Source organism: Leptospira jelokensis, assembly GCF_004769635.1.
GTDB lineage: Bacteria > Spirochaetota > Leptospiria > Leptospirales > Leptospiraceae > Leptospira_A > Leptospira_A jelokensis.
In genome coordinates this window covers 344,880-361,796 of sequence record NZ_RQGH01000026.1, presented here as the reverse complement: position 1 = coordinate 361,796, position 16,917 = coordinate 344,880, and the positions used below count along the sequence as shown (strand labels likewise).

Below are 16,917 nucleotides of genomic sequence, written 5' to 3'. Positions count from 1 at the left end.
AAAACAAAGTTGCAATCTTTGACCGATCGTCTAAACTGGGTAACCGAAAAACATGAAGCCAAGTTTTCCTGATGCACAGTTAGTAGATACACCCAATGGAAAAGTGCCAAAGTTGTATAGTTGTGCCGAATGTCGTAGTGGTGCTGGTTTGGATTTTTCTTTTTCCATGGCTTTCCAACCCATTGTCGATTGGAACCAAAAGACAATTTACTCTCATGAAGCATTGGTAAGAGGAACCCAAGGGGAATCAGCATATTCCATTCTTTCCAAGGTAAACCAAAACAATCGTTACCAATTTGACCAGTCTTGTCGGATCAAAGCCATCCAACTCGCAAGCCAAATCCAAATTCCCTCTTTACTCAATATTAATTTTTTACCAAATGCAGTTTACCAACCTGAAACATGCATCCGCACGACTTTAGAGGCAAGTAGGGAATACAATTTTCCTTTGAACCGCTTGGTCTTCGAGCTTACCGAAGGGGAAGAAGTCCAAGACCACAATCACATCATCAATATTTTTAAAGCTTACCAAAAGTATGGGTTTTTGACTGCCATTGATGATTTTGGTTCTGGTTACTCAGGTCTCAACTTACTTGCAAAATTCCAACCTGACATCATCAAGTTGGATATGGAACTCATTCGAAATATCCATACCAATTCTGTAGCACAAAAATTAACCAATGCGATAGCAGGTGTTTGCCGAGAGATTGGCATTGCCGTGATTGCGGAAGGTGTAGAAACAGTGGAAGAACTGAAAGTCCTTGTGGACATGGGTATCAATTTGTACCAAGGTTATTTGTTTTCCAAACCTGCGTTTGAGTCTGCAGGGGAACTCCATTTCCCAGTTCTGAGTCCTTAATACGAAATTTTACTTAATCCAAACCAGAGGATTTAAACAAAAAAACTTTTGAGATCCCTTCGATACGAATCAAATTGGTAAGAACTTTGACCAAGCCTTGCGATCAGTTGGATTTCTTGGTTGGGTTTTAGTTTTAGGATTTTTTTTAATTCTTTGGTAAACACACGACTTTCTGGATAATCTTCCACTGCTTGGTTCATGGTATGGAAGGCAACCTGTTTCACTGCACAAGAAAGAGTGTACCTCATAAAGTCTCGACCTGTCTCGATCCAAGTGGTTTCCTCATCCTTACCTTCAGAGAGAAAAAAGACCAAGGCTTTGGATGAATGCACTTGCGATGAAAACATACCAATCGCCGCCTGTTTAGAATCTTCTGAATGCCAAACCTCTTTTGATAGATCCACAAAAAACTTTTTGGCAAACCATAGTTTAATTCCAGACAATCCATTGGCTTCTAAGGTCAAACCATCTCGGTGTTCTAACATTGATGTTTCAGTCAAACGAAACCATTTCCGATTGAGCTCGTTGGAAACAAATCGATTGGTTTCCATGGCAAATGCAGATTCTAACACTGGTAAGATGGAACCAAGTTCGTTTGGATCATTTGTCCAATGGATTTGGTTTCGAAAGGGACGTGCCAAAGAATGTATCGCTTCAAGTTCTTCGTTCGTGACTGGCTCACTGGAATACACAGAGCGATTCATCCTTCTTTGGCTCACACCTGAAAATAAAAAATCATGAACACATTTTGTTTTGGGTGTTAGATAAACTTTTGCAATAGGAAATTTTGAAAATGTTTTTGAGGATGGTTTTCCATTGGGGAAAAGTTTGATTGTTGTATCAAACATCAGTGAATCTGCAGTTAGGTGGCATAATTCTAAAAAACAACCTTGGGTATGGTAAAATTGGCGATTGATCGGATCAATTTCTGGAAGTTGTTTCTCGCCATCACCAAAAAGATAAAACTCAGAATCAGATATTTTTTTGAATTTCCATGGTTGGCTATTATGAGAGTTCGGAGCAAGGATGCCAGTAAGCAAAATTTGGTCGATTGGGTTTGTGTAACCAAGTGATTCTGCATAAGCGATTGGGTTTTCCCTGTGCTTTTTGTTCTCTTCACTACCAAAAGCATAGAGATTTTGTTGCAACGAGGTGAATGAAATGAGGCTACCAAACGCCAAACTTTTTTTTAAAAAACTTTCTCTACTATATTTCATCTTTTTCCTGGTAATTCAAACAATCTCTTAATGAATCGGAGTCTAATTTCAAATGTCAACCAACTCTGAAGTATTTCCCATCGATATCGTTTCCGATGTAGCCTGTCCCTGGTGTTATGTTGGAAAAAAGAAACTAGAAAAAGCTTTGTCACAGGTTGGCAATTCCATCACACCTGAGGTCCGATGGCGACCCTTCCAACTTTCTCCAGAGATTCCAGAGGAAGGGATCGATTACAAATTGCACCTAACACAAAAATTTGGAAGTTTGGATCGCTTGGATGGGGCTTGGAAACGACTGACGGAAATCGGAAAAGAGATTGGGATCAACTTCCAATTCCAAAACATACCGAAAGCCACAAATACATTGGTATTACATGCACTTGTAGCGGCCCTTCCCACATTGGAAGAACAACAAAATTTGGTGGAACGATTTTTTGCAGCCAACTTCGAAAACGGTTTGGACCTAACAGACAAAGAAGTGGTTTGGAATGTGACAGAACCGGTTTATAAAGACAGAGTTAGGTTTGAAACCATTTACAATGATGGCAATTTAAAACGGGAAATCCAACAAGAGATCCAATATTACCATCAAAATGGAATTAGTGGGGTTCCTTATTTTATCATTGGTGGCAAATATGCTGTGAGTGGTGCGCAGGACACATCTGTTTTTGTTGAAGTCATTGAGACTGTCATAAAAGAACGAGAATCCGAAAATAAGAGTCAATAAATTTTCGAAACATCTTGACTCACCAGTCAAGATTCTAAATTCTTAGAATCCGAAGTCATCTTATGAGAAAAGTCATCCATTTTTTTGTTTATAAACCACTGGTTGCCAACCTAGTGTTTATCTTTTTATTCCTAGCAGGGATCATCTCCGTACTTTCCATGAAACGAGAAGCTTTCCCTCGTGTGAATTTCCGCCAAGTGAGAGTTCTTACGGTGTATCCTGGCGCGAGTCCTGTGGATGTGGAAAAAAAAGTAACAATTCCCATCGAAGAGAAGTTACGCGAAGTCGAGGGACTTGATTCCGTTCGTTCGATTTCTAGAAACTCTGAATCCGATATCATTATCAAAATTGATTTGGAACACAGTAATCCGGATGGAGTTGTGAATGATATCCGTCGTGCGGTGGACCGAGTGACGAATTTACCTTCTCAGGTAAAAGACAGACCCATTGTAACAGAACAAAAAAGTTCCAACTTCCCGGTTTTGGAAATCGCCATCCATGGTGCCATGGATGAGATGGAATTACAAGAGATGGGGCGTTTCATCGAAGATGAAATGCGTAAGGTTTCTGGTGTTTCGCGTGTAGATGCATTTGGAAAACGAAAAGAAGAATGGCGCATCCGTGTGGACCCCGACCTCAAAAAAAGATACACCATTGGATTTGCCGACATCATCAATGCCATCTCCAAACGAAATATCAGTGTTCCCGCTGGATCATTTTTAAGACCTATCACACAAGACATCCGTGTGACAGGAGAGATCAACGAAATCAATGATATCAAAAATATCCCGATCCGTTCCAATGAAACAGGGAATACAATTTTATTATCCCAAGTTGCCAATGTAAAAGATACATATGAACGGCCGAGAGTTCTAGCTGTTGTCAATGGGGAACCTGCGTATGTGCTGCAAATCATCAAAAAAGACAGTGCTGACATCATTCGGACTGTGGAAGCTGTGCAAGGTCGAATTGCTGAACTAAAAAAACAAATTCCAGCGAACATCCAATTTACGGAATTAAACAACGAAGGGGCAAGGGCTCTCAAACGTTTGGATGTAGTGATCACAAACTCGTTACAGGGTTTGTTTTTGGTTGTTGTGGTTCTGATTCTATTTTTTAGTTTTAAAGATTCACTTTTAACCAGTATCTCTTTGCCACTTACTTTATTTGCGGCAACCATTGCATTCCCAATCTTTGATGTATCCTTTAACTTGGTTTCCATGCTTGGAATCATCATCTCACTTGGGATGCTTGTGGACAATAGCATCATCATTTCGGAAAATATCTATAAGTATCGATCCAAAAATTATGATCCAAAAGAAGCAGCTGTACTTGGTGCCAGTGAACTATTTGTTCCTATCATTGGATCTTATTTAACCACTGTTGCCGCGTTTTTACCGATGGCATTTATGACTGGGATTATGGGGAAATTTATCTGGCAAATTCCCTTTATGGTGATCGTGGCCCTTACTTTATCACTTTTTGAATCTTTTTTATTGTTACCAGTGCGTTATGCACAGTTCACATCCAATGAAACCAAAAAAAGATCCAAACATAGAGAAAGGTTACGTTCTGCCTTAGAAAATGGATTTGAATCTTTAAAAACAAAATTTACAAACTTCATCACAAAGGTGGTAGGAAGGCCATTCCTTGCACTTGGTTGTATCCTCATCGTGTTTTTGTCTTCCTGTGGACTTGTTGGGCTTATGAATTTTAATTTATTCCCGAAAGAAGGGATTGATTATGTATTGGTGAGAGCAGAATTCCCACCAGATTTTTCTGCCCAAGAAACCGCAAAACAACTGCAATACTTCCAACCGATTTTAGATAAAATTCCAAAATCAGAAGTCCAAAGTGTGATCTTAAAAATTGGAATCCAACAAACTGACCCAACAGATCCACTCACAAGGATTGGGGAACAGTTAGGAATGGCACAAATCATCCTGATTCCTGAAACAGAACGAAATCGCACGGCCCAAGAAATTTTTGGAGAACTGGAACCCGAACTGAAAAAATTACCAAATGCAATTTCTGTTATGGTGGATTTGGTTGTGAATGGCCCGCCGATTGGTGCGGCAGTAACCGTTGCCATTGAAGGACGTGATTACAAAACTTTAAAGCTCATCTCAAATGAGATGCAAGATTTTTTAAGAAAACAAGAAGGTGTCATCAATATCAATGATGATTACAAACCTGGAAGAGAAGAGATCCAAATCCGTGTGAAAGACACGGCCTCTGCCATCACAGGGATTGATACTGAAATCACTGCCTATTATGTGAGAACCGCTATGGAAGGATTGGAAGCATCCAACCTTCGGAAAGGAAAAGATGAAGTGAGGATCATCATCCAAAACGATGATCGATTCCGAGATGGGATAGAAGATTTAGATTCCATTCGGATCTCAAATAAATTTGGTCTCCTAACACCGATTACAGCTGTCACAACAAAAACAACCGTACAGGGTATCGAAGCATTGTATCATAATGATTACGAAAAAGCGATCACTGTCCTTGCGGATGTGAATGAAGCCACCACCAGTTCTTCGATCGTCAATGGTAAAATCGAAGATGAGTTTGGCAGTATAGGTAAAAAATACCCTGGTTACAAAATCAAATTTCGTGGGGAACAAGAAGAAACGGCCAAATCCATGATCTCTTTGTTAGTTGCAGGAGTGTTGGCTTTCTTTGGAATATTTGCAATTTTAGCCATCATCTTTAACAGCATTAAAAAACCAGTGTTGATCATTCTTTCAATTCCACTTGGATTTGTGGGTGTGGTGTTTGGATTTTTGATTTCAGGAAAAGCTCTTAGTTTTCTTGCAATGATTGGAATCATCGGACTTGCTGGTGTGATTGTAAACGCTTCAATCGTGTTAGTTGATACGATCGAAGAATTCCAGGCAAGGGGAGAGGGGCTTCTGGAATCTCTCATCACAGCATCTTCCGAAAGATTTCGTCCTATCCTTGTGACAACGATGACAACCATGGCAGGGATGATTCCAACAGCTTATGCGATAGGTGGTTCGGATCCACTCCTCATACCAATGACATTGTCTCTTGCATGGGGGCTAGGTTTTGGAACCTTCGGTTCTTTGATTTTTATCCCAGCAAGTTTTTCTGCGTATTACAAACTCAGAAAACGGGTGTAATGAATTGATTTGTTTTTGATGGAAAAACTTTGGATCTGTTTTTAGATCCTAAGTTTTTTTATCCTCAATTCAAATTGAAGGCTTTGAATCCCTTAGTAATGATTGAGGACGTCTTCGGCAAACCCAAGTACGTTCTCAAGTTTGATTTTTTTCCCATCATCTAAAACGACAGTTCCATTAAAAGATCCAAACACTTGGTGTTGGACGGATTTGATGATGAAAAAATTCATATAAGAATTTCGGTCTACGATTGGTTTGAAATCCAATTCCAAACGATTGTCATTCGATTGGAATTTCCAAGGAGCCATGTAATCCTTTGTATTGATGATGAATTTTACTTCGTCTAGTTTATGGATTTTGCCATCATATAAAATCACATTTTCAGAAGCTGGTGTGCGATCCGAAAACCCATACCCTAAGTTGAGTCCAAATGGTTTTCCGCCAATCCAAGCGGATACAGAACTCCAATACCAACGATTTTTGTAAGTCCAAACCCCTCTCCCCCAATCTAACGCACCAAAGTCGGTCTTTGCATCGAACTGGTACTTAGTATTTCCAACAGTGACTTGTCCCTCTGCTGGCATACAATTGATTTTTGTATTATAATAGAAGGCCTTTCGGTTTTCTTTCCAAGAAGTGGCAATGTTCATCGTATCCATCTTTGGTTCTTTTAGTTCAATGGTTCCATTTATCCCTTTGGAGCCATCGGGAGCTAAGAATTGGTCCGATCCGAATTCCAATCTACGTTTGCCATCCTTCATTTCAAAACGTAGGTGTAATTTTTTGTCTTGGAAAGAGACAACTCCGAGATCATTCACCCTTGGGAAACCAGTTTTTCCCAAAGGAAGGACTGACAAAGTATCAATTTGTTGAAAAGACCCTTTTTTAAAATCCAAAAAACAAATTGCAAATAGTCCCGCATAACCTAGATCAGATGCCGTTAAGGTGATTCCAAATTCTTTTGTTGGAGAGAGGATCGAATAATAGTCCCATTCTTTGATCCTTAGTTTGGATGCGGCAATATTTTCTCGGTTATAAGTCCAAAGTGGTGAACGTGCCCAACCTTCTTCTGTAATGGTTCCATCTGCGTTTAATAAAGGGATTTGTTTTTTGATCTCAGGCATGAACCGATTCAAAACCAATCATAACTTTCGACCAGAAGTTTTTTCAGATTTCCTAAGAGCGAATTGACAGAAAATGAATTCGATCAAAGAATCGGATTCGCTCATTCTCCACAAACAAGGAAAAACGAACCATGAACCAAACCATTCCAAAAGAACAAAAATTTGATTTCGACGTGATCATCGTTGGGTCAGGCTTTGGTGGTTCAGTTTCAGCCTATCGCCTTTCACAAAAAGGTTACAAAGTTTTAGTCATCGAATCTGGTAAACGTTGGAAGGCGTCTGACTTTCCAAAAACCAATTGGAGTTTACGGAAGTATTTATGGATGCCCAAACTTGGATTTTACGGAATCCAAAGGATCAACTTACTCAATGATTTTTTACTTGTGAGTGGATCAGGTGTTGGTGGTGGATCACTTGTATATGCGTGTACCTTGTATGTTCCTTCTTCCAAGGTGTTGAACTCACCACTGTATTCCAAAATGGGTGGGGAAAAGGCGTTGTTACCATATTATGAGGTAGCAAAGCATATGTTAGGTGTAACGGAGAACCCACAATTATGGGAACCAGACCATTTATTATTAGAAACAGCAAAAACGTTTGGTAAGGAAGATACATTCCGAAGAACCCCTGTTGGGATTTATTTTGGAAACAAAAAAGATCCAAAGGATCCTTTTTTTGACGGAGAAGGTCCTGACCGTGATCCTTGCAATTACTGTGGTGGTTGTATGGTTGGTTGCCGCCACAATGCAAAAAATACATTAGATAAAAACTATTTATATTTAGCAGAAAAATTAGGTGCTGTGATTTTACCAGAAACAAAGGTAACGTCACTCATTCCACTCAATGCAAAAGGAATCCCTGATCCAGAGGCGAGTGGAGAATTTGGATATGAATTAGAAACAAATAGTACTACGGGATGGTTTGGGTATCCAAAACGTAAATTTAGATCAAACCAGGTGGTTCTTTCAGCAGGGGTAATGGGTACGGTTGGTTTACTTCTTAAGATGCAACAAGAAAACAAAATGATCCGTTTGTCAGAGAAGTTAGGTGATACGGTTCGGACGAACAGTGAAACTGTGTTACCTGTTACGGTGCCTGCAAGTCATAAGGCAGACTATTCAAGAGGGATTGCGATCACCTCTTCTGTACATCCCGATGAAAACACCCATATCGAACCAGTAAGGTATTCCAAAGGATCAGATTTTTTTGGAGTGATGGCAAGTGTGATGACAGACGGTGGTGGGAAATTTCCAAGACCATTAAAATTTTTTTGGACCATGATCCGCCACCCTCTCTATTTTTTAAAAGCTCACAATCCTTTTGGTTTCGCAAAAAACTCTATCATCTTACTTGTGATGCAAACTGTTGACAATAGCGTACGACTGGTTCGAAAGAGACGGTTCATTTGGCCTTTCCAAAGGAGCTTAACATCGACACTTTCCACTGGTGAACCAACACCAACTTATATACCGATAGCCAATGCCTTCACTCGCAAGTTGGCAGAAATTGTTGGTGGAATCCCGCGTAGTTCCTTAAATGAAACATTATTATCTGCTCCTGTCACGGGTCACATTATGGGTGGTTGCATTGTGGCTGAATCTCCAGAGAAGGGTGTGATCGATTTAGAAAACAAAGTGTTTGGTTATGAGAATCTAAGGGTTTGCGATGCATCTATGTTAACTGTGAATTTAGGTGTGAATCCAAGCCTTACCATCACTGCTTTGTCGGAACGTGCCATGAGCCTTATCCCACCAAAGGAATCAAATGAAATTCAATTTTTAAAATTTGAAGTGAAACGTGGATTCGATAAAACGATAGGTACCAAACAATCAAAACGAGCCGTTAAAAAATCGACAACAAAGCAGAAACAATTATCGTAACAGGAATGGATGTCTTTGAGGTAGCAAAATCGGGAATCATACAAGAATGGGATGAATGTCTGAAAGGTGGGGCAAATCCGAATGAATTGGATACGTATGGCACCAATGCACTCTCTTGGATGTTAAAAATGGATCATGTTGGATTATTCCAACATGCGATCACAACTGGTGCCGATCCAAATTTACCCTATCGTACTCCAGGCAATGTGATCTTCGATGCAATCAGCCAAAACCGCACCCAGTTTATCGAAGCGTTGATCGCAACGGCATCCTATTGGAAATCTTCACCTAACTTACAGACACGCGATAAAGAAGGAAATACTATTTTTCATATCGCACTCCTCGAATCGGCAGAGAATCTTTGGGATACCATCCATCCTTGGATCTCCACTGAAATCATCTCCCAACGGAATGAATTAGGACGTTCCATTTTTTTAGAAGCAGTTGTGGAAAATCGAATTGAAATCGTTTCCTATTTGTTAAAAACATTTCCAGATGTTGTAAACCACACCGATCGTGAAGGGAAAAATGCACTCCATTTGGCTTCCGAAAGGAATTTAGATGAAGTTTGTTCTATTTTATTAGAAGATGGAAATTTTTCGTTAGAATCAAAAGATAACTTTGGTAATACGGCATTATTTTTGTCGGCATCCGCCGATGGCGTTGAATCGATGAAAGAACTTTTGTATGTTGGTGCAAATCCATTTGTTTGGGGAGAAAATGAAGAATCCATCACAAGGTTGCTGGATCGGGAAAAATATGGTCACTGCCTAAAAACATGGAAGGATTTTGTAATCCAAAAAGCGATCTTAGGAGATGTATATCCTTTTAGAAAAGAAATGATCCAATACATCAAAATAGAGAAACCATTCAAACCAGAAGAACTCGCCAAAGCAAAGTTAGTAGAGTTAATCTAATTTGTTTGAAATTAGATTAACAAAAATATTTGAATACGTTTGTTATTTTTGAGGAGTAGAATCATCTCCTAAAAATTTTGGACCATAATTTCCTTCTCTATCAGTATGATTGCGTTCGCTTTGTGGTCGTTCAAAGGTATAATGTTGTTCAATATTGGTTTTGAAAGGTGCATTTTCTGGTGATTCCCCATACTGCTTCAGCTCATTGATTTTTAAGACTGTCCTTGGGTGTTTGCCAAGCCTACCTTGGAACTGAAAAAAAGTTGCCACTGTTTTGTCTACTTGATGGTTTCCATCTGGGTCTTCGACAGCTTTTTGGTTCACCCAACCCGGTTCTTCCCACATCACAAGTTTCTCGATCCTTTGTTTCACCATCCTTCTGGCATCCACAAATTGTGTAGGAGTTTGGTTCACTTGTTCTCCTTCAACTTCGGAATGATGCGATCCTTTTTGATCAATCATATCTGTTTTGACCTTGGGGTGAGATGTACCAGGTCCTATTTTTACAGCCATTAAATCATTCTCTGATAGATCCGCAGGTAAGATGAGAATGGATTCCTTTGGATCAAAACTTGGGAACACATCCCATGGATCAGAAATATAATTGAATAAAAAATTCCCTGCATTGAGTTTTACCGTATAACCACCATACGCTGAGGTTGGATTCCCACCATCGGATCCCATATTCCCTTTTGCAACATATAAGATAGGATGATTTTTTACGGAATTGATATTATGGAAATTTGTATCGAGTAATATATGATTGTGACCTGTAAGTAAAATGCGTTTCGGTTTGCCATCTTTGGATACAAGCAGGGCATACGATTCCAAATCCCCTTGGTGTACGTTTCCAAATTTGGTGGGACCTTCATTCCAATCATACCAAATCCAATAGGACACAACCATATCACCATTCCCAACTTCGTACCAATAATTGGCATCATCTCGAAAGCCTGGTAGTGCTTCTTTTTGGGTTCCTGAAACCGTTGTTTCTGCATACCGTACATGGTAATACAAATGAGTTGGGTTCTTGGTAGGAATAAATTCTGGAAAGGAAACATAGTTCCAAGTTGTTTGCCCTTTTGTTTTCCTTCGAAGATCCTTGTCGGGCAATTGGTATTCTTGGGACACGAAGAATTGGGAATACTTTTCTATGTTAGACGGTAAATGCTTTTTATCTTTATGAAAAACAAGGATCGGTGCAAATTGATTAGCAATCCTTTCTTGGATACGATTTGGAATTTTGTTTTCTTGGCTCACAAATCGAAATTCTTTTGTGAAATTTCCACCTAATTTAAGTATGTCGTCCGGTGAATACCAAAATGGATTGTGGCCAGGGGAAAACTTGCCATGAACCTTATCAATGCCTAAAATGCGAATCGCCATATGTGTCCAATTGTTTGGAAGTGTTTGGTTCAGTTTCAAACTGGCAACATTGGAATTTATTTTTCCTAACTCATATCGATTTTCTAAAATGGGAACATAACAGTTTTTAGATGTAGGTTCTGGGCATAAAAAAAATTGTAGTGAGTAGGATATGGATTCTCCAAAAAGTTCCTTTGGGATCGCAGAGAGTTTCAATTGGAGAGAGAGGGAGTTTGGGAGACTCGTTGGGTTTGACGACTGTTCCGCCGATTTGCATTGGTAGGTGAAAAAAAGAATGAAAAGGGATGTGAGAAGGAAGTGGGTCTGTTTCATAAAATTAAAGTTTGTTTAGAAATAAAAAAACCCCTGAGGCCAGGGGTTTTTCAAACAAATGGAAAAAAGAATTACTCAGCGTCTTTCTTTGCTTTTTTTTCTTTTTTGGCTTTCTTCGCTTTTTTAGCCTTTTTATCGCCGTTTTTGTTATTCTTTTTCTCTTTTTTCTCACCGTCTTTGTTGTTCATTTTATCTTTTTTAGGTTTAACGGTTTCTGAAGCTTCTTCAGTTTGCATTGTTGGTTCTTCGTCTGCTTCTGCTGTTTGAGCAAACAAACCAAAACTGCTAAAAGAGAAAAGAGTTAGAATCACAAGAAATTTTTTCATTTTTTACCTCGTATCGAATGTGCGACCAATTAGATACTACTTCCTCGATTATACAAGATTAAATTTGGAACGAACTTGTTTATTTTCCGACACAAAATTTGCTAAAAATTCGACCCAGAATTTCCTCATTTTCGACAGTTCCATTCACTTGCCCAATCTCTTGTAATGCGACATTGATTTCTTGGATGTAAATTTCCGCTGGAGCACCGTTTTCCATCAGTTGGATGGCTTCTGACAAACAAGATTCAATTTTTTGAATGTGATACCTTTGGCGGTCTTCCAGTAAGACCAAATCCTCAGTATCATCCTTCGAGGTAAGTTTTGACTTTAATAATTCTAATAATTCGGGGATTCCTTGTTTTGTTTTGCAAGAAATTTCTGAAATCGTGAGTTGGAATTCCTCTTTGAAATCTTGAACCGATTCCATTTGCCAAGATGGATGTTTGGTATCGATTTTGTTGGCTACGATGAGAGAACCTAACAAACGATCTTTGTGTTTTTCGATGAATGTCTTTTTTTCAAATGGAAGGGATGTATCGATGAGAAATAATTTAACATTCGCACTATCTGCTTCCCGTTTGCTTCGCTCAATTCCCATTCGTTCGATAGTATCATTTGTATCTCTGATGCCGGCTGTATCAACAAGTCGAATGGGAATTCCGTCTAAACTTAATTCTTCCGCAATGTAATCCCTTGTTGTGCCAGGAACATCAGAAATAATTGATCGATCTTTTCCTATCAAAACATTCATAAGGCTCGATTTACCCGTGTTAGGTTCACCGTATAAAACTACTGTTGATTGTAAGATAAAGGATTCTGCTCTTTCAGAATCTTTGATTAGTTTAGAACATAAATTTTTGAGGGCCACCATTCGGTTTTTCCGTTCTTCTAAACTTTCAAAGGTAAGGTCTTCAGTGGAAAAGTCAATTTCAGCCTCACATTCCGCTTTGAGAGAGATCAAATCACTTCGAATTTTTGAACTTAATTTTGTGATCTCACCAAATACGTTTTTTTGTGCGAGTTCCAATTCATATTTTGACCTTGCTTCAATCAACCGACTGATGGCTTCCGCACCTGACAAATTGATTTTTCCATTCAGATAAGCACGTTTTGTAAATTCACCTTTGTCAGCAGGGCGAGCTCCTTTTTCCAAAAGCACATGAAGTGCTCGTTTTAATAAAATGGGATTTCCATGTAAGTGGAATTCAGCTAGATCTTCACCTGTATATGAGTTAGGTGCTGGGAAATAGAGAAATACAATTTGGTCTAATGGTTTCCCTTTTTCCACGAAGTCGCAGAAGATTGCAGATCGTTTTTGGTTTTGTATGAATGATTCTGTGAGGGGAGTTCCGTTTTTTTCTAAAACGGCAAGGGAAATGGGCAATACCAGTGATCCCGAGACCCGGAGGATACCAATCGCTCCTGGGCCTTGGGCAGTGGACAATGCCGCTATGGTATCAATCAAGATCTTCTTGGTCTACTCCATCTGCAAAATCTTCAACAGGTAAACCTTTTTTTGACGGATCTTCTAAGTCTTTGTATTTGTGTTTTTCTTTCGCAGAGATCACACGAACACGTTTGAAAGTTCCGTTTCCTTCAGATCTTGTGAAAACCCTTTCGTCTTCTTGGATTGCCATGTGGACAATCCTTCTTTCAAAAGGATTCATTGGATCAAGTAGTTTTGATCTTCCTGATTTAATCACAGAAGCAGCTACTGATTTTGCCAAGCGGATTAGCGATAACTCGCGTTTGTCGCGGTATGATTCGATATCCAGAACAATTTTACGATTGTGACGGATTTTTGGATCCACCATAAGATTGAGCAGGAACTGGAGTGAATCCAAAGTGCCTCCACGTTTTCCAATGATGAGTCCCGATTCTTTACTGGTTAGTTCCACATAAATTTTTCCGTCTACATCACCCATACCCACAACTTCAGCTGGGATTCCCATTTTTTTCAAAATGGTGATGATCACCCCATGAATGATTTTTTCTGATGGGATGTCCGTGTTTGCAACAAACGCGCGTACAACGGCAGGTTTTTTTTGTGTGATTCCTAAAAAGCCTGACTTTCCGGAATCAACTACTTCGAAACGTAAATCGCCTGCTTGGAGACGAAGGGTTTCGAGAGTGTAATCTTCTGCTTCCCCTTTCGTTTTTCCTTCGGCTTCGAAAATGTAATTATTCATCTGTGATCTTCCTTGTTAAACAATGATTTCATTTCTTCTTTTTGTTTTGGTTTCTAAAACCAGGTCTTGCTACTGCTTGTGCGTTGTTCGCAGGAGCCGGTCCACCGTTTGTCGGTTTTTTGTCATCAGACTTACCAAACTTGTTGGTATACACTTGTTGTGCGATAGACAAAATGTTTTGCATTGTCCAATACATGGTAACCCCTGCAGGCATTGACCAAAAGAAGTATAACATGATGACAGGCATCATGTACATCATCATCTTTTGGTTTGGATCTGTGGACACTGTTGTCATTTTGGATTGGACCACTTGTGTCGCTACCATGATGAGTGGGAGGATGTTGATGGCAAGAGCACCGATGAAAGCTAATTTCGGTGTTGTGAATACAGTATCTGGTTCACTTAGGTCTTTGATCCAAAGGAAAGGGGAATTCCAAAGGTCAACGGTATCCGAGAATGCCGTATAAAGAGCGATAAAAATTGGAATTTGGATGAGCATAGGAAGGCAACCCGCCATAGGATTGGTTCCATTCTTTTTATAGAGTTCGATTGTTTTTTCTTGTTTGAGTTTTGGATCATCCGCATACTTCTCATTGATGAGTTTGATTTGCGGAGATAACTCTTGCATTTTTTTCATCGACTCCGCTTGTTTTTTGTTAAGCGGATAAAATGCTAATTTGAATAGAATGGCAAAGATAACAATCGCCCAACCGTAGTTAGGTATCACTAAATAAATTTTCTTTAAAATCCAAACAATCCCATTGCGAAGAGGAGTTGTGATCCCTTGGTTGAATGATTTATCCAGAGATTCACTGAGTCCCGCAAATACAGAGTCTTTGTTGATTTTTGGATCGAGTTTGCTATCACGGAAAGCCGTTCCATCAAGTTCCCGAACTCCCACGTAAGCCGCATAATCTAAGTTCACTTCTTCGCCGGGGCCAAGTTTCCAATTGTCATAAACAAGGAGGACTCCAGTTTCATTGCCTTTTCGGTTATCCAGGAGAACCCCTGCTGGTTTGTCATCGAGTGGATCGATCACACCAATGAAATAACGACTCCCTGTCCCAACAAAGTCAACTTTGTCATTTGAACCTTTTTTGATTTCGTAACGAGTGTCTTTTCCTTCGTTCGATCCAAATAAATTGTCAAAGAAACCTTGGGTAGTGGTTCCATCGATATGGTCTTTAAAACTTCCATCTAGATAGTAGTAACGGAAGTAGTGAGCATTGTCTCGGTCGTTAAAGTCTTCTTTTTTCTTTAAGATTGGTCCAAGGGAACTAAAGGAACGAAAGTAAACATCTGACTTCGTGGGAGAAATGTGGATCGTTTCACCTGTTCGATTTTTCAGTGTTAAGTGGAATTTAAAATAATTTTCAGAAGGGAAAAATTGGAATTTTTTCTGGATCGTGAATTTACCATCGAGGGATGGTGCTTCGAAGATCACAGTTTTTGTATCAGCATTGTAACTAGAGCTAAAGTTCACTAAGTTATAAGCAGAAAAAGGGATCGTGTCTTTGTCTTCAATGATGTTGAAGTCAAACCCTTGCCCTCTTGTAAGTTCTACCGCTTTTTCTGTTTGGCCATCAAAATCAATTTGGAACTTAGGGTCTTTTGCGATCACAAATTCAGAACCATCTGGTTCTTTATGATCTTTGATATAATATTCAGTGATCCTTCCACCCATACTCGAAAACCGAACTAAAAACGAATCGGTTTTTAAGGAAAAAGTTTTAATGTCTTCTGGTTTGACTGGATTTAATTTTGCCGATTCAGTTGTTACTTTTTTGATCTCAGCTTTTGGATCAGCGGTTGTTTTTTCCTTTTCTGTGCCTTCTGTTTTTGAGGCCTCATCAACTGCTTTTGGTTTTGGAGGTTGTGGTGGAAAAAAGATATAATTGATCCCCATCCATACTGCTAAACTTAAAAATAAAGCGAGGAATAAGCGACCTTGTCTGTTAGTGGAATCGTTTTGCATAATTTAACTCTTGTTATAAGATTTCGGTAAAGGGTCATGCCCACCTTCATGATAGGGGTGGCATTTTGAAATTCGAATGATACTTAAAACAAACGCTTTGTACCAAGGATAGGTTTCAAACGCTTGTTTGGCGTATTCAGAACAGCTAGGAGTGAATCGACATGACGGAGGTAATAGGGGAGAGAGCAGTTTTTTGTAGAGGAAAATAAGAAACAAAAACAGCCGATTCATGGGAATTGTTTTAGTGCCGAAAGGAATAAAACCTCTCGGTCTTCCTTAGATAATTTCGCAAATCCAACCTGCACAAGTAGCGCACAATCGAATCCTACTGGGATCAGAGAAAGATTTTTCCGAACCAACTCTCTTAGAATTCGTTTCGAACGGTTGCGTAGAACGGCAGTTTTGTGAGTTTTATCGGGGCAAAATAAAAAACTGGCAAAAGGTTGGCCGTTTTTCCGAACAAGCCAACGAAGTGGAGGCTTGCCCATTTTTCGATTCTGACGAAAGAGTTCCTGGATCCTAGTTTGGTCGCGAAGGGTCTCCGAAGGAAGCTCCTAAATTAGAACTTTCTCCCGATTTTTTCGTCGGAAACAGTCAATTTATAACGTCCCTTTCTTCTTCTAGAAGCTATCACATTTCTTCCGCCTGGGGTAGCCATTCTGGCTCGGAATCCGTGAGTTCTCACGCGTTTAATTTTACTCGGTTGGAATGTACGTTTCATGAAACACCTAATTTATCTATATATGATCGCAAAAATATGAGGTCTTTTGAAAGGTTTTTGGTACCCTCATGGAAGTCAAGGGGAATTGGGAAAAATGATTGGACAGCAGAGATCTTATGTGACATAAGACCCATT

The 16,917-nt window shown here is 39.4% G+C and carries 14 protein-coding genes and 1 pseudogene; 5 read left to right on the top strand and 10 right to left on the bottom strand.

Going from position 1 to position 16,917, the window contains the following annotated elements:
• Positions 1–52: 52 nt before the first annotated feature.
• Positions 53–859 carry an EAL domain-containing protein gene (locus EHQ62_RS11615; RefSeq protein WP_208720671.1) on the top strand — a complete coding sequence of 269 codons (807 nt, stop codon included), beginning with the start codon at positions 53–55 and terminating at the stop codon, positions 857–859.
• A gap of 32 nt (positions 860–891) precedes the next feature.
• Here EHQ62_RS11615 and EHQ62_RS11610 read toward each other — a convergent pair whose 3' ends face one another.
• Positions 892–2,076 carry an Acg family FMN-binding oxidoreductase gene (locus tag EHQ62_RS11610; RefSeq protein ID WP_135642969.1) on the bottom strand — a complete coding sequence of 395 codons (1,185 nt, stop codon included), beginning with the start codon at positions 2,074–2,076 and terminating at the stop codon, positions 892–894.
• Positions 2,077–2,128: 52 nt separating this feature from the next.
• Between EHQ62_RS11610 and EHQ62_RS11605 the strand changes: the two genes are divergently transcribed.
• On the top strand, positions 2,129–2,803 hold the full coding sequence (locus tag EHQ62_RS11605) for a DsbA family oxidoreductase (protein WP_135633667.1): 675 nt from the start codon (positions 2,129–2,131) through the stop codon (positions 2,801–2,803).
• 62 nt (positions 2,804–2,865) lie between these two features.
• Positions 2,866–5,952 (top strand): efflux RND transporter permease subunit, encoded by a 3,087-nt coding sequence (locus EHQ62_RS11600; protein ID WP_135642966.1) that lies wholly within the window; start codon positions 2,866–2,868, stop codon positions 5,950–5,952.
• 92 nt (positions 5,953–6,044) lie between these two features.
• Here EHQ62_RS11600 and EHQ62_RS11595 read toward each other — a convergent pair whose 3' ends face one another.
• Positions 6,045–7,076, bottom strand: a complete 1,032-nt coding sequence (locus EHQ62_RS11595) for a DUF2804 domain-containing protein (RefSeq protein WP_135642965.1) — start codon at positions 7,074–7,076, stop codon at positions 6,045–6,047.
• Between the two features lie 131 nt (positions 7,077–7,207).
• Between EHQ62_RS11595 and EHQ62_RS11590 the strand changes: the two genes are divergently transcribed.
• A complete protein-coding gene (locus EHQ62_RS11590) occupies positions 7,208–8,956 on the top strand; it encodes a GMC oxidoreductase (RefSeq protein WP_135642963.1) in 1,749 nt (582 codons plus the stop codon).
• Positions 8,957–8,961: 5 nt separating this feature from the next.
• The gene (locus EHQ62_RS11585; protein ID WP_135642961.1) at positions 8,962–9,873 is read left to right on the top strand and encodes an ankyrin repeat domain-containing protein; all 912 of its coding nucleotides are present in this window, start codon (positions 8,962–8,964) and stop codon (positions 9,871–9,873) included.
• 42 nt (positions 9,874–9,915) lie between these two features.
• On the opposite strand, the gene EHQ62_RS11580 is transcribed toward EHQ62_RS11585, so the two are convergent.
• From EHQ62_RS11580 to rpmH, 8 genes and pseudogenes are all read right to left on the bottom strand, one after another.
• Positions 9,916–11,571 (bottom strand): hypothetical protein, encoded by a 1,656-nt coding sequence (locus EHQ62_RS11580; protein WP_135642959.1) that lies wholly within the window; start codon positions 11,569–11,571, stop codon positions 9,916–9,918.
• Positions 11,572–11,642: 71 nt separating this feature from the next.
• Positions 11,643–11,897 (bottom strand): hypothetical protein, encoded by a 255-nt coding sequence (locus EHQ62_RS11575; RefSeq protein ID WP_015677234.1) that lies wholly within the window; start codon positions 11,895–11,897, stop codon positions 11,643–11,645.
• Positions 11,898–11,976: 79 nt separating this feature from the next.
• Positions 11,977–13,362 (bottom strand): tRNA uridine-5-carboxymethylaminomethyl(34) synthesis GTPase MnmE, encoded by a 1,386-nt coding sequence (gene mnmE / locus EHQ62_RS11570; RefSeq protein ID WP_135642957.1) that lies wholly within the window; start codon positions 13,360–13,362, stop codon positions 11,977–11,979.
• Entirely contained in the window at positions 13,355–14,086 is a 732-nt protein-coding gene (jag, locus tag EHQ62_RS11565) for an RNA-binding cell elongation regulator Jag/EloR (RefSeq protein WP_015677384.1), read from the bottom strand. The genes mnmE and jag overlap by 8 nt, the downstream gene beginning before the upstream one ends.
• 28 nt (positions 14,087–14,114) lie before the next feature.
• The gene (gene yidC, locus EHQ62_RS11560) at positions 14,115–16,061 is read right to left on the bottom strand and encodes a membrane protein insertase YidC (RefSeq protein WP_208720670.1); all 1,947 of its coding nucleotides are present in this window, start codon (positions 16,059–16,061) and stop codon (positions 14,115–14,117) included.
• Between the two features lie 3 nt (positions 16,062–16,064).
• Entirely contained in the window at positions 16,065–16,292 is a 228-nt protein-coding gene (gene yidD, locus EHQ62_RS11555) for a membrane protein insertion efficiency factor YidD (protein WP_015676762.1), read from the bottom strand.
• Positions 16,289–16,594 (bottom strand): annotated as a pseudogene (locus EHQ62_RS11550) (ribonuclease P protein component); the annotation flags it as partial. The gene yidD and the pseudogene EHQ62_RS11550, both read right to left, overlap by 4 nt.
• A gap of 26 nt (positions 16,595–16,620) precedes the next feature.
• Entirely contained in the window at positions 16,621–16,782 is a 162-nt protein-coding gene (rpmH, locus tag EHQ62_RS11545) for a 50S ribosomal protein L34 (RefSeq protein WP_004785725.1), read from the bottom strand.
• Between the last annotated feature and the right edge of the window lie 135 nt (positions 16,783–16,917).